At 33.7% G+C, this 14457-nt stretch carries 11 protein-coding genes and 1 pseudogene; 10 read left to right on the top strand and 2 right to left on the bottom strand.

All coding sequences use genetic code 11. The features are described from left to right. The 3 genes and pseudogenes from ACNQGB_RS09005 to ACNQGB_RS08995 all read left to right on the top strand — a co-directional run. Nucleotides 1-466 (top strand): annotated as a pseudogene (locus ACNQGB_RS09005) (hypothetical protein); the annotation flags it as partial. A gap of 116 nt (nt 467-582) precedes the next feature. Then, nucleotides 583-2544 (top strand): KUP/HAK/KT family potassium transporter, encoded by a 1962-nt coding sequence (locus ACNQGB_RS09000; RefSeq protein WP_417943391.1) that lies wholly within the window; start codon nt 583-585, stop codon nt 2542-2544. A 138-nt stretch (nt 2545-2682) separates the two neighbouring features. Next, nucleotides 2683-3897: an RsmB/NOP family class I SAM-dependent RNA methyltransferase gene (locus ACNQGB_RS08995; RefSeq protein WP_417943392.1), complete on the top strand. Its 1215-nt coding sequence runs from the start codon at nt 2683-2685 to the stop codon at nt 3895-3897. 134 nt (nt 3898-4031) lie between these two features. On the opposite strand, the gene rho is transcribed toward ACNQGB_RS08995, so the two are convergent. Further along, the gene (gene rho / locus ACNQGB_RS08990; RefSeq protein ID WP_417943393.1) at nt 4032-5819 is read right to left on the bottom strand and encodes a transcription termination factor Rho; all 1788 of its coding nucleotides are present in this window, start codon (nt 5817-5819) and stop codon (nt 4032-4034) included. A 182-nt stretch (nt 5820-6001) separates the two neighbouring features. On the opposite strand from rho, the gene ACNQGB_RS08985 reads away from it, so the two are divergent. The 3 genes from ACNQGB_RS08985 to ACNQGB_RS08975 all read left to right on the top strand — a co-directional run bounded on the left by ACNQGB_RS08985 (nt 6002) and on the right by ACNQGB_RS08975 (nt 9029). Then, complete coding sequence (locus tag ACNQGB_RS08985) at nt 6002-6415, top strand: DUF4293 domain-containing protein (protein ID WP_417943394.1); 414 nt, start codon at nt 6002-6004, stop codon at nt 6413-6415. A 153-nt stretch (nt 6416-6568) separates the two neighbouring features. Then, on the top strand, nt 6569-7231 hold the full coding sequence (locus tag ACNQGB_RS08980) for a response regulator (protein ID WP_309755760.1): 663 nt from the start codon (nt 6569-6571) through the stop codon (nt 7229-7231). 70 nt (nt 7232-7301) lie between these two features. Beyond that, entirely contained in the window at nt 7302-9029 is a 1728-nt protein-coding gene (locus tag ACNQGB_RS08975; protein WP_417943395.1) for a tetratricopeptide repeat-containing sensor histidine kinase, read from the top strand. Here the strand turns inward: ACNQGB_RS08975 and ACNQGB_RS08970 are convergent. After that, nucleotides 9004-9501, bottom strand: coding sequence for a metallophosphoesterase family protein (locus tag ACNQGB_RS08970; protein ID WP_417943396.1), 498 nt, complete (start codon nt 9499-9501; stop codon nt 9004-9006). The two genes, ACNQGB_RS08975 and ACNQGB_RS08970, sit on opposite strands and share 26 nt — an antisense overlap. 225 nt (nt 9502-9726) lie before the next feature. On the opposite strand from ACNQGB_RS08970, the gene truA reads away from it, so the two are divergent. From truA to lpdA, 4 genes are all read left to right on the top strand, one after another. After that, complete coding sequence (gene truA / locus ACNQGB_RS08965; protein ID WP_417943397.1) at nt 9727-10461, top strand: tRNA pseudouridine(38-40) synthase TruA; 735 nt, start codon at nt 9727-9729, stop codon at nt 10459-10461. A gap of 56 nt (nt 10462-10517) precedes the next feature. Beyond that, nucleotides 10518-12272, top strand: coding sequence for an ABC transporter ATP-binding protein (locus tag ACNQGB_RS08960; protein WP_417943398.1), 1755 nt, complete (start codon nt 10518-10520; stop codon nt 12270-12272). 49 nt (nt 12273-12321) lie between these two features. Continuing rightward, a complete protein-coding gene (locus ACNQGB_RS08955; protein WP_417943399.1) occupies nt 12322-12864 on the top strand; it encodes a hypothetical protein in 543 nt (180 codons plus the stop codon). A gap of 165 nt (nt 12865-13029) precedes the next feature. Further along, nucleotides 13030-14418, top strand: coding sequence for a dihydrolipoyl dehydrogenase (lpdA, locus tag ACNQGB_RS08950; RefSeq protein WP_417943400.1), 1389 nt, complete (start codon nt 13030-13032; stop codon nt 14416-14418). Nucleotides 14419-14457: the final 39 nt, after the last annotated feature.

Below are 14457 nucleotides of genomic sequence, written 5' to 3'. Positions count from 1 at the left end.
AACTGCTCCTCAAAGAGAAGCAGCTCCACAAAGAGGAAACTCTAATAGAGATTATACTGAAAATAGAACTGCTCCACAAAGAGAAGCAGCTCCACAAAGAGGAAACTCTAATAGAGATTATACTGAAAATAGAACTGCTCCACAAAGAGAAGCAGCTCCACAAAGAGGAAACTCTAACAGAGATTATACTGAAAATAGAACTGCTCCACAAAGAGAAGCAGCTCCACAAAGAGGAAACTCTAACAGAGATTACACTGAGAATAGAACTGCTCCACAAAGAGAAGCAGCTCCACAAAGAGGAAACTCTAACAGAGATTATTCTCAAAACGGATCTTCATCTTCGGGTCAAATGGCTCCACAAAGAGCAGAAACGCAACCCAGAGGGAATTCCTCTAGAGAATCGGCTCCACAAAGAAACGAGTCGCAAAGAGGAAATTCATCTAGAAACGACTCTAGGAAATCTTAATACAGATTTTTTCAAAACTTAAAACACGGCGATAAAAGCCGTGTTTTTTTTATGCCATAAAAAAGCGCTAATATATTTTAAAAGTGTAAATTTGACCAGTTTTTTAAAAAAAATTTATGAACACTTCGCACAAAGACCTCCATACTAAATGGACATTAGGTGGATTATTGATTTCATTAGGAATAATTTACGGTGATATTGGAACCTCCCCATTGTATGTAATGAAAGCCGTATTAGGTGATCATATTATTAGTACCGATATTGTGTTAGGAGGAATTTCTGCTGTATTTTGGACACTTACTTTGCTTACTACCATTAAATATGTAATTATCACCTTGAATGCTGATAATCATGGTGAGGGTGGAATTTTTGCCTTATATGCCTTAGTAAAAAAAACAAAAATTCAATGGCTTATTGTTCCCGCTATTATTGGAGGAAGTGCCTTACTTGCCGATGGAATTATCACACCACCAATATCTGTATCGTCGGCTGTAGAAGGGATAAGAACCTATTATCCGGATATCAACACAATACCCATCGTTATAGGTATATTATTTATTTTATTTACCATACAACAATTTGGAACTAAACTAGTTGGCAAATTTTTTGCGCCTATGATGCTAATTTGGTTTGGAATGTTAGCCATTTTAGGAATAGCGCAGATTTCTCAAAATCTCGAGGTATTTAAAGCAATCAATCCGTATTATGCGTATCATTTATTAAGCATCCATCCTGAAGGATTTTTTGTTCTAGGATTTGTTTTCCTATGTACAACTGGTGCTGAAGCTTTGTACTCTGATATGGGGCATTGTGGACGTAAAAATATCCGAATCAGTTGGGTATTTGTAAAAATTGCTTTAGTCTTAAATTATTTCGGACAAGCTGCTTACCTTATACAGCACGAAGGTGAAACGTTGCAGGGAATTGGTGGAAAAAATGGAAATCCATTTTACTTAATTATGCCTGACTGGTTTCAACCAATAGGAATTGTAATCGCAACTCTTGCTGCAGTAATTGCTTCACAAGCATTAATTAGTGGATCTTTTACATTGATCAATGAGGCGATGCGACTGAATTTTTGGCCAAAAGTCAAAATTAAATACCCAACAGAATTAAAGGGACAATTATACATTCCTTCCATCAACTGGCTGCTCTTTATTGGCTGTGTTGGAATTGTACTGCACTTTGAAGAATCAAGTAATATGGAACATGCCTATGGTTTAGCTATCATTTTATGCATGATTATGACCACTATTTTACTTAATTTTTATTTGATAATGAAAAGAGTGAAATTATATTTTATTGTGCCTTTAATCACTATTTATTTAATTATCGAATTTAGTTTTCTTGCTGCACTCATTACGAAGTTCGCTGAAGGCGGTTATGTAACGCTATTTATTGCATTATCGCTGATATCAGTGATGACAATTTGGTATTTAGCCAAGAAGATTAATAAAAGTTACACCAAAATTGTTAAAATTGAAGACTATAAAAAAGTACTTGTTGAGTTGAGTGCTGATCTATCTATACCAAAATATGCGACGCACCTAGTATACATGACTAATGCAAGTAGAACAGATGAAATCGAGGAAAAAGTAATGTATTCTATACTGCAAAAAAGACCAAAGAGAGCCGATATATATTGGTTTGTTCACGTAAATATTTTGACTGAACCCTACAAAACAGAATATAAAGTGACAGAAATTGTTAAAGATGACTTGTACCGAGTAGACTTTAATTTAGGATTTAGAGAACCTACAAAAATCAACTTGATGTTCAAGGAAGTTATCAAAGACATGGTACAAAAAGGTGAAATGGATATTACCAGTAGGTATGAATCTTTAAATAAAAACAATATTATAGGAGATTTTAAATTTGTGTTATCCGAAAAATTCCTTTCAAACGATAGTGACTTAAGATGGCATGAAAAAATAATTATGAACTCTTATTTCTTAATCAAAAAATTAAGTTTATCCGAAGAAAGAGCGTTTGGTTTGGATAGTAGCTCTGTAAAAATTGAGAAATTCCCAATGGTGCTCCATGCCCCTGAAAAAATTGGTTTGACCAGAGTAAAATAAAAATCGGATGATTAAAAACTAAAAACATTGTATTTATACAGTGTTTTTTTTTACTTATAAAATTTAAAAACAACATTCATTATTTAAAATATAGCATTCAAATCAATTAATAGTACCTTTGCACCTCAATTATTTAAAATGAGATTACACAGAAATTTAGTTTACACCACAATAGACGCATTAAATGCCATTTTTAACGAAGGTGAATATGCAGATAAAGTTGTTGCCCGATCCTTAAAAAAAGACAAACGCTGGGGAAGCTCAGACAGAAAGTTTGTTGCCGAAACCATCTACGAAATTGTTCGTTGGAAAAGATTATATGCAGAAATAGCCGAAGTAAAAGAACCTTTTGACAGAGATAATCTTTGGAGAATGTTTTCTGTTTGGGCAGTATTAAGAGGATACCCAATTCCTGATTGGCGCCAGTTAGAAGGAACACCGGAACGAAAAATAAAAGGTCGTTTTGATGAACTTTCTAAAGTAAGAGCTTTGAAAGAATCTATTCCAGACTGGATGGATGAATTAGGAGTTAAAGAATTAGGAGAAAAAATTTGGGCAACTGAAATAGCAGCTCAAAACCAACCAGCACGCGTAATTCTGAGAGTAAATACGCTTAAGACAACCAGAGAAGCGTTACGTGCTATTTTAATGGACTTAAATATTGAAACCGAAACCTTAAAAAACCAGCCGGATGCTTTGGTTTTAAAAGAAAGAGCTAATGTTTTCTTGACCGATGCTTTTAAACAAGGTTTCTTTGAAGTTCAAGATGCAAATTCACAACTAGTTGCCGCTTTCCTTGATGTTAAACCCGGGATGCGTGTAGTAGATACCTGCGCAGGTGCAGGGGGGAAAACCTTGCATATTGCTTCTTTAATGGAAAATAAAGGACAATTGATTGCTATGGATTTATACGAAAGTAAATTAAAGCAATTAAAAATAAGAGCTAAAAGAGACGGTGCTTTCAACATTGAATACCGCATTATAGACTCTACAAAAGTGATTAAAAAACTTCATGAAAGAGCCGATAGAGTTTTGATTGATGCACCATGTAGTGGATTGGGAGTTCTAAAAAGAAACCCTGATGCTAAGTGGAAATTAAAGCCTGAATTTATTGACAACATTCGTAAAGTACAATCGGAAGTCTTAGAAAGTTATTCTAAAATTGTAAAACCAGGTGGGAAATTAGTGTACGCAACTTGTTCTATATTACCCTCCGAAAATCAAGAACAAGTACAGCGATTTTTAACAACTGAAATTGGTCAACAATTCAATTTTATTAAAGATCAAAAGATTTTGGCTTCAGAAAGTGGTTTTGATGGATTTTATATGGCTTTGCTCGAGAGAAAAGAATAGTTATAAATTCAATTAGAAAAAATAATTCCAATTGATAAACACAAAAAACTCGAATTTTCATATTGAAAATTGGAGTTTTTTATGTTTTTAACCAAATCAAAAAATTGATTTTTGGAATTTAAATTGCTATTTCATTAATCATTCATAGAAATCAAGAACTCCTCATTAGTTCTCGTTTGTTTGAAACGATCATTTATTAAAGTCATTGCCTCTACTGGATTCATATCCGAAAGCATTTTACGCATAATCCACATGCGTTGCAAGGTTTTCTGATCCAATAACATATCATCACGTCTAGTACTTGAAGAAGTTAAATCAATAGCAGGGAAAATACGTTTGTTTGCAATTTTTCTGTCTAATTGCAATTCCATATTACCAGTACCTTTGAATTCCTCAAAAATAACTTCATCCATTTTAGAACCTGTTTCTGTCAATGCAGTAGCAATAATACTTAATGAACCGCCATTTTCTACATTACGAGCAGCTCCAAAGAAACGTTTTGGTTTTTGCAAAGCATTGGCATCCACACCTCCACTTAATACTTTCCCAGAAGCTGGCTGAACGGTGTTGTACGCTCTGGCCAAACGTGTAATTGAATCGAGTAAGATCACTACATCATGACCACATTCAACCAAACGTTTTGCTTTTTCAAGAACGATATTCGCAATTTTCACATGCTCTTGTGGTTCTCTATCAAAAGTAGAAGCGATTACTTCGCCACGCACACTGCGTTGCATATCAGTAACTTCCTCTGGACGTTCGTCAATCAATAAAACAATTAAATACACTTCAGGATGGTTGGCAGCAATTGCATTTGCAATTTCCTTCAGCAACATCGTTTTACCTGTTTTTGGTTGTGCCACAATCATTCCGCGCTGTCCTTTTCCTATTGGTGAGAACAAATCGATGATTCTGGTGGAAATAGTACTTTGTTTTTCGGCTAATCTAAATTTTTCAGAAGGAAAAACAGGAGTCAAATGCTCGAATGAAACTCTATCACGTACCACTTGAGGATCGTGTCCGTTTATTTTTAAAACTCTAACTAATGGAAAAAATTTCTCTCCTTCTTTTGGTGGACGAACCACTCCTTTAACGGTGTCTCCAGTTTTAAGACCAAATAATCTAATTTGAGATGTCGATAAGTAAATATCATCTGGAGATGCCAAATAATTATAATCCGAAGAACGCAAGAAACCATAACCATCAGGCATCATTTCAAGAACACCTTCACTTTCTATAATTCCGTCAAATTCAAAATCAGAAGCTGCAAAATTACTTTTCTTATTTTTAAAATTTGGATTTTGATTCCCGTTACCATTTCCGTTTTGATTTGGATTTGGATTTTGGTTCGGATTCTGATTTGGATTTTGCTTGTGTAATTGGTTTGGATTTATCTTTTTTACTGGAGCTGCAGGAGCCTCAGTTTTTTCTTCAGTTGCTATGTCTGCAACAATCACAGTATCCGTGTTTGCTTCATTCACCTCTTCTTTATCCTTTTTTAAAGCAATTTTCTTCTCATAAGCTGATTTATTAAACTTAATAACTTTGCCTACTTTCTTTTCATTTACATTCGATTCCGCTTTTGGAGCAGCTTCTTCATTTGAAATAGGCTCAATTACAGCATTATTTTCAACTAAATCAGTTGTTTCGATTTCGTCTTTTTCAAAAAGAGTATTTGTTGTTTTTTTCTGAATCAATGCTTTTTTGACGGGAACTATTCTAACTCTTTTGGGCTTGTCGTCATCAAGACTCTCGTCCTTTTTTGTATTTGATGCAGCATCGACGGCAACCACTTGATGTTCTAAAATTTGACTAATTAAAGTCTCTTTTTTTACACCATTAAATTTTATGGTTTTAGCGGACTTAGCTATTTCTTGAAGCTCAGAAAGCTTCATTTCTTTTAATGCAGAAATATCAAACATGAATGTTCTATGAGTTTAATTAATTTTTGGGAAATAATGTAAAGATGGGTAGTGAACTTTATTTTGAATCAACCGCAGTATGAAGTGCTTACGGTATTGTGATGCAATAATACGAATAAAATTTTATCAGACAATAGTATTTATTAAAAAGAAAATATATTTTTGTAAAAGATATTTAACAAATGATACAACGAATTCAGACCCTATATTTATTACTTGCTTTTGTTTCAACTAGCATTTTACTTTTTTTTATTCCGCTTTGGATTTTAAAAGATGGTACAGAATTCTATTTCATGCAAAGCCAAGTGTATACCATAATATTAGGTTTAAGTACTGCATTGACCTTGTTAAGTGTTGTTTCCTATAAAAAAAGACAAAATCAGTTTGTCGTTGGCAGATTGAATATCATATTAAATTTGATTTTATTAGGATTGTTTGTATATCGTTCACTAAATCTATCTGGAGAGACACCTGCTGTTTCGGAGAAAGGTATTGGGATGTTTCTACCTGTACTTGCTATCGTATTTTTAGTCTTGGCTAACAAAGCGATCAAAAAGGATGAAGATCTTGTAAAATCTGTGGACAGATTGAGGTAAACCTATAAACTTTAGTTTATTAGTGCGAAGGAAACCCGAATGTAAAAATTCGGGTTTTTTTGTGTTTATTTTTTATTTTTTTTAAACAGAATAAAAATCTTATAAAATGTTATTATTCAATTTTTTTCATAACTTTGAATGACGAACAATGATATGCTACAAAAAACTAGAATTCACCTTGCCGATGATCATCAAATACTTATTGATGGCATTCGTACACTTCTAAACACCGTCACCGATTTTGAAGTAGTAGGCCACTCTCTCAACGGAAGCACTATTTTTAAAGAAGTCACACAAAACAAATCGGATATATTAATTTTGGATATAAACATGCCAGAAAAAGATGGTATTGAAGTGATCAAGGAATTTGTAGCAAAGGGATTTCCTTGTAAAGTCCTGATTTTATCCAGTCATGATGATTTAAGAATCATAAAGGAAGTCATGAAATTAGGTTGCAGTGGCTATTTGACAAAAAAATGCGCTGGTGAAAACATCGTTGAAGCCATACATGCTGTTTCCCGAGGTGAAGAATATTTTTGTAAAGCGGTTCGAGAAAAAATATTTAATTCCGTTACAAAAGACAACTCAAAATTAATTAAAAATATTACAACAGCGCATCCAATTTTAACGGATCGAGAGCTGGAAATCATTAAACTAATAGCACTTGAATACAGCGGTAAAGAAATAAGTGACCAACTGTTTATAAGCATGAATACCGTAGAAACGCACCGTAAAAATATAATGAAAAAGCTTGATGCAAAAAACTCAATTAGTTTGGTTAAATACGCACTAAAAAACAAATTAATAAAATCATAAACATACTATTATGAAATGCTTTAAAATGCTAACCTTATCAAGACATAACTAGCAAAAAATTACAGTATTTATGCCATACAAATCTATTTTTATAGTTTTAATTTTAGTGCTTAATTTATTTGGAACTGTCGTTCTAAAATCAGAAAAACTGCCTAAAAAAGCTGCAGCAGTTCTACTTGCCAAAGAGGCCAATGAGCTTATGAAAGTAGGTGATTATGAAAAATCACTAATTAAATCAAGACTTGCCCTACAGCAAGCTATCGAATTAAAAGACGATAATTTAATAGCAGGAACTTACAATACTATTGCAGCAAATTTTGACCAACTAGCTGAATGTGATAAAGCGTATTTTTATTATTTAAAAGCATTAACGTACTGCAACAAAACCAATAACAATGTTTTAAAAAATTGGATTAATAATAATCTGGGAAACATCTATTGTTTTGATAAAAAACAATACGAAAAGGGCATTTACCACTACAAAAAATCACTAGAGTACAGCACAAAAATTCATGATTCCATCCAAATAGTTTTTACAAAACTAAATATAACTTGGGCTTACTTTGATATTGGTCGCTACGATGAAGGATATCCGTATTTACAGTACGTTAATAAATATCATGAAAAATACGGAGATAAATCTACCATTGTAGCACTAAACATGCTAAATGGCATGTACCACAATCACAAAAATAACATACAAAAAGCATCTTTTTTTTTCCAAAATGCAATCAAACTAGGAAAAGAAGGAGATGAAAAATCAGACTTATCATATTCGTACTACGAATATTCAAAATTTTTACAAAAAAATAAAGTCTATAAAGATGCGTATCAAAATCTTGCACTTTTCAACGAGTTAACCACTGCGTTAAACATCGAGGAAAAGTTAAATAAGGCAAAAGTAGCAGGAATAAATCTTGAAATAGATGAATATAAAAGAGAAATAGATAAAATAGGAAACGAGTACAAAACTAAAGAATCTTTGCTACTACGGGAGCAATCAAAAAATAAAAAAATTTTAATATTGTTAATTGTTATTTTATTCTTTTTCTTTTTCCTTTTTTATATATTCTCAGAGAACTTAAAGCTTAAACAAAAAAACAAGATTAAAAATATACAGAATCAATTACAGCAACATACGATTAATGCCTCCATCAACGGGCAAGAATTAGAGCGAAAAAAAATTGCATCATTTTTACATGACAACATAAGTGCATTGCTGTCCTCTGCAGGACTACATCTAAATGCGTTTACCTCTACTCATAAGACTGATGCTGAGGAAATTACAAAAACTAAATCTATTTTAAAAGAAGCACACGATCAAATTAGAGATTTATCACATGAATTAATGCCAACGCTTTTATCTCGTTTTGGTTTATTTTATGCTTTACAAGATTTATGCGAAAAAAATTCTAATTCTGTACTTCAATTTAAATGTACGATGGTAGTGCCTGCAACAACGCGCTACAATGAAAATTTTGAGATGAAAATGTATTTTATTACTATGGAACTTATCAATAACATCCTAAAACATAGTGGTGCAACTCAAGGATGTTTAACGATTCAAGAAAACAATAAAATACTCCAAATCACTATTGAGGATAACGGAAAAGGATTCGACACTGCTACGTTTTATATTTTAGAAGGTTTTGGAATTAACCAAATTAAAGCTCGCATCAAAGCGTTAAAAGGAACTATTAAAATCAATTCCCAAATCAATTTAGGAACAACTGTTGTTCTTAATGTGCCAATCAATTATCAGCAAAAAAGAACTACGTCCGCTTTTCCATCTCAATAATTTCCATATCCTTTATTTTGTCGCCATCAATTACAAATCGGAGCATCGTACGCACTTGGTGAAAACCACTTTTACCTGCCGCTCCAGGATTCATATGCAACAAATTATGCTTTTTATCAAACATCACTTTCAAGATGTGCGAATGCCCGCAAATAAATAACTTGGGAGGATTTGTCTCCATCTCTGTCCTAATATTTGGATTGTATTTCCCCGGATAACCGCCAATATGAGTAATCCAAACATCGACTCCTTCACACATAAAACGATTGTGCAACGGAAATTCCATTCGGGCCGTAGCATCGTCAATATTCCCATACACACAACGCAACGGTTTTAGCTTTTTTATCGCATCGGTCACGGCCAAATTGCCAATATCACCTGCATGCCAAACCTCATCAGCTTGAGCTACATATTTCAAAATCGTTTCGTCAATATGACTGTGCGTATCAGAAAGCAGAAGTATTTTTTTCAAAGTGTTTTTTTTAGGAGCAATTTCCAGCTATCCGTTTCAATCTGTATTGTTTTTAAAATAAAAACAATACAGGATTTCCACTGCTATCTGGGCTAGGGTTTTGCGGTAAAAATAAACATTCGAATTCCAAATAAAAAATGAAATCGAAACTTAACAAAGTTTGCACCTGCGCGACTTCGTGGCAAAAAAATTAATAAGTATCTTTGTGACTTCAAAAAAAGACAGTTGAGATATTTCATAAAATTAGCATACAACGGGACCCAATATCACGGTTGGCAATACCAGCCAAACGCTGCGTCTATTCAGGAAACAATGAACAAAGCGTTTTCGGTGCTATTAAATACAACTATCAACCTTATGGGAGCCGGTAGAACCGATACCGGAGTTCATGCAAAGGAAATGTATGCCCATTTTGATTTTAAAAAGTCTATCGACTTGGCACGTTTAGTACATAAACTAAACTCCTACTTGCCAAAAGACATTGTGGTTTATGACATTATTCCAGTTCATGACCAAGCACACTCCCGTTTTGATGCAACCAAAAGAACCTACGAATATCATATCAATACTTTTAAGGATACTTTCAGACAGGAACACAGTTGGTATTTCCATCAACCATTAGATATGAATTTAATGAATGAAGCGGCCCAACTATTATTTAAACACACTGATTTTCAGTGTTTCTCTAAAGTAAACACCGATGTCAATACTTTTGACTGTACTATCTTTGAGGCCTATTGGAAGCGAGATAACGGTAATTTGATTTTTACCATTTCGGCCAATCGTTTTTTGCGCAATATGGTACGTGCCATTGTCGGAACTTTAGTCAACATAGGATTACACAAGATTACATTAGAAGATTTTTCAGCAATTATAGAAAGTAAAAACAGAGATAAAGCAGGTTTTTCGGTACCGGCACATGGTTTATATTTAACCAAAATAGAATACGATTATTTATAGCCGCAGGCTGTAAGCTTAACGCATTATGCCTAAAGCATAAGGCTTAAAGAAAAAATATGAAAGCAAAAGCATTTGATACACGATTATTCAAACGAATTTTAAAATTCACAAAACCCTATAAATGGCGTTTTAATGGTGTGATTATTTTCGCCATTTCATTGTCAATATTTGCTGCTTTACGTCCTTATTTATTGAAACAAACTGTAGATGGATACATTGCCACCGAAGATAAACAAGGATTGTTATTGTACGTGGTTTTGATGGGAATCGTACTTTTATTCGAGGTATTTTCTCAATTTTACTTTGTGTTTTGGGCAAACTGGCTCGGTCAGGATATTGTAAAGGACATACGAACGAAACTGTTTCAGCACATTTTAAGTTTCCGAATGAAATATTTTGATCACGTTCCGGTGGGTCAACTTGTAACACGATCGGTTTCGGATATCGAATCTATTGCTCGAATTTTCAGTCAAGGTTTATTCATGATTATTAGTGATTTGATGAAAATGGTTGTGGTTCTGGCATTCATGTTTTATATGAACTGGACCTTAACCTGGATTGTAATTGTGGCTATGCCTATCCTGGTCTTTTTCACCCGAATCTTTCAAAAGAAAATGCAAGTTGCTTTTGAGGAAGTGCGTACGCAAATTGCCAATATGAACTCCTTTGTGCAGGAACGAGTAACCGGAATGAAGATTGTGCAACTCTTTAATCGTGAAAAAATTGAATACGAAAAGTTCAAACAAATCAACAATAAACACAAAACTGCTTGGATTAAAACAATTCTTTATAACTCCATATTTTTTCCTATTGCTGATATTATTTCGTCTTTAACACTTGGTTTTATAGTGCTTTATGGTGGAATAAAAATATTAAACGGAGATACTTTTACCACTTTTGGAGATTTATTTTCGTACACCATGTTCATCGGAATGTTGTTCAACCCTTTGCGTCAAATTGCAGATAAGTTCAACGAAATGCAACTGGGCATGATTGCAGCAAACCGCGTTTTTGATATTTTAGACACCGAAGATCAAATTCAAGATACAGGAATTATTGAAGCACCTATCTTTAAAGGAGATATCCGATTTGAAAAAGTCCGTTTTGGATATATTCCGGATGAAGAGGTAATAAAAGGAATTGATTTAGAGGTAAATGCTGGTCAAACAATTGCCATTGTAGGTTCGACAGGTGCTGGTAAATCAACAATTATAAACTTACTAAACCGTTTTTATGAAATTAACAGTGGGTCTATTTTTATTGACAATCAAAATATTGAGAATTATACATTAAGTTCCTTACGAAAACAAATTGCAGTTGTCCTGCAGGATGTTTTCCTTTTTGCAGACACCATTTTTAACAATATTACTTTAAATAATAATGAAATTAGTAGAGAACAAGTCTTGGCTGCAGCCAAAAAAATAGGCGTGCACGATTTCATCATGAGCTTACCTGATAATTATGATTTTGATGTAAAAGAACGCGGAGTTATGCTCTCATCTGGGCAACGCCAGTTGATCGCTTTTTTGAGAGCGTATGTAAGCAATCCAAGTATTTTAATTTTAGATGAAGCCACTTCATCAATTGATACCTATTCTGAGGAATTAATTCAACGTGCAACCGAAACAATTACTAAAGGCAGGACATCGATTGTAATTGCGCATCGATTGGCAACTATTGTGAATGCTGATAAAATTGTGGTAATGGATAAGGGCCTTGTCGTAGAACAAGGAACGCATCAAGAATTGATAAACCGTGAAAACGGGTATTATAAGAATTTATATGACTCTCAGTTTTCGGTAGCGAACTAAAAATTAATTAAACGAACCTATTAATACAATCAAATTAACTTTTCCGTTTATGAAAAAAATTTGTTTTTGTCTATTAATCCTGATGGCTCACTCTTGCATTCCAGTAAAAATTGCGCCGATTATCAAAGGAGAAAAAATAGCAAATGCAAAAAAATTTAAAAAGGATCTTCCAAATTGTAATGGATTCATTTTTGAAGACACAAAAAATGCTGCTGAGTTTTACAATTTTATGAATGCAAAATATGATTTGAATCATACAAATGTTGAGTCGAATATTCCAATTACTATCAATAATAGAATCTACTATTTATCCTTTTTTGAACGAGAGAGAACCACAAAAACAGTAAATTTAATACCCTTTGCAGTTGATGCAGCATTAAGCGCCAAGGGCAATAATCCTATCCTTGATGGCCTTTATACCTCCAGAAATGGCTATTGGTACATCATTATGAGCGTTAGAGACGCCGAGCTTAAAGATTGTTTGGATTCTAATTATCCGCAGCAACAAGATGTATTTCTTCATTTAAAAAAATTAAAAGAGGAGTATTTTTCAACTAGCAATTATATCGAAGCTTATTTAAAAATGAAATAATACTTCAGCACAACTTATGCTTTCTAATAAACTAGACAAACGGCATTTTTTTTTAAAATAAATCCTTAATTTTGCTACAGAAAAACTAAAAATAACAACCTCTAAAATAACAATAATAGGATTAATTGCATTTTACTAAAAATAAAAAACAAATAAAATTAAAAAATGAAATACGACATTATAGTTTTAGGAAGTGGTCCAGGCGGATATGTTACAGCGATTAGAGCATCACAATTAGGCTTTAAAGTAGCCGTAATAGAGAAAGAAAACTTAGGAGGTGTATGCTTAAATTGGGGATGTATCCCAACGAAAGCGTTACTAAAATCAGCTCAAGTTTTTGATTATTTAAAACACGCTTCTGATTATGGATTGACTGTTTCATCATTTGACAAAGATTTCTCAGCTGTAGTACAACGCAGTCGTTCTGTTGCTGATGGAATGAGCAAAGGAGTTCAGTTCCTAATGAAAAAAAATAAAATTGACGTAATTGATGGTTTTGGAAAACTAAAACCAGGAAAGAAAATTGATGTTACTGCCAAAGACAATACCGTTACAGAATATAGTGCAGACCATATTATAATTGCTACTGGAGCTCGTTCTCGTGAATTGCCAAATTTACCTCAAGATGATGTAAAAGTGATTGGTTATAGAAAAGCAATGACACTGGCAACCCAACCAAAATCAATGATTATTGTAGGTTCTGGCGCTATTGGAGTTGAGTTTGCACACTTCTACAATTCTATGGGAACTGAAGTAACCATTGTAGAATTTATGCCAAATATAGTTCCCGTTGAAGACGAAGACATTTCGAAACAAATGGAGCGTTCTTTGAAAAAAGCAGGTATCAAAATTATGACAAACTCGTCTGTTGAGAGAATTGATACTGCAGGAGCAGGTGTAAAAGCATTTGTGAAAACGGCAAAAGGAGAAGAAGTTCTAGAAGCAGAGATCTTACTTTCGGCTGTTGGAATCAAAACCAACATTGAAAACATTGGATTAGAAGAAGTAGGAATCGCTACTGATAAAGATAAAATTTTGGTAAATGCCTACAACCAAACAAACATTCCAGGATATTACGCTATTGGTGATGTTACGCCAGGACAAGCGCTAGCACACGTAGCATCTGCAGAAGGAATTAATTGTGTAGAAAAAATCGCGGGACTTCATGTAGAACCTATCGACTACGGAAACGTACCCGGTTGTACGTATGCAACTCCAGAAATTGCATCAGTTGGTTTGACTGAAAAACAAGCTAAAGAAAAAGGATACGAATTAAAGATTGGTAAATTCCCATTCTCGGCATCTGGAAAAGCAAAAGCCTCAGGAACACCTGATGGTTTTGTAAAAGTAATTTTTGATGCAAAATATGGTGAATGGTTGGGTTGTCACATGATTGGAGCAGGAGTTACAGATATGATTGCTGAAGCAGTTGTAGCGCGTAAACTGGAAACTACAGGACATGAAATCCTAAAATCAATTCACCCACACCCTACCATGAGCGAAGCAGTTATGGAAGCTGTTGCGGATGCGTATGGCGAAGTTATACATTTATAGATTTCAACTTTTGGATTACTTGGCCAATTCTATCTTTTA

The organism is Flavobacterium frigidum, assembly GCF_048286795.2.
This window is presented reverse-complemented; position numbering and strand designations above follow the sequence as displayed.

Bases quoted from the DNA above. Each gene is read 5' to 3' on its own strand.
- ACNQGB_RS08980 (WP_309755760.1), top strand. From the start codon at position 6,569: ATGCTACAAAAAACTAGAATTCACCTTGCCGATGATCATCAAATACTT.
- ACNQGB_RS08985 (WP_417943394.1), top strand. From the start codon at position 6,002: ATGATACAACGAATTCAGACCCTATATTTATTACTTGCTTTTGTTTCA.
- ACNQGB_RS08955 (WP_417943399.1), top strand. From the start codon at position 12,322: ATGAAAAAAATTTGTTTTTGTCTATTAATCCTGATGGCTCACTCTTGC.
- ACNQGB_RS09000 (WP_417943391.1), top strand. From the start codon at position 583: ATGAACACTTCGCACAAAGACCTCCATACTAAATGGACATTAGGTGGA.
- ACNQGB_RS08995 (WP_417943392.1), top strand. From the start codon at position 2,683: ATGAGATTACACAGAAATTTAGTTTACACCACAATAGACGCATTAAAT.
- ACNQGB_RS08960 (WP_417943398.1), top strand. From the start codon at position 10,518: ATGAAAGCAAAAGCATTTGATACACGATTATTCAAACGAATTTTAAAA.
- ACNQGB_RS08975 (WP_417943395.1), top strand. From the start codon at position 7,302: ATGCCATACAAATCTATTTTTATAGTTTTAATTTTAGTGCTTAATTTA.
- rho (WP_417943393.1), bottom strand. From the start codon at position 5,819: ATGTTTGATATTTCTGCATTAAAAGAAATGAAGCTTTCTGAGCTTCAA.
- lpdA (WP_417943400.1), top strand. From the start codon at position 13,030: ATGAAATACGACATTATAGTTTTAGGAAGTGGTCCAGGCGGATATGTT.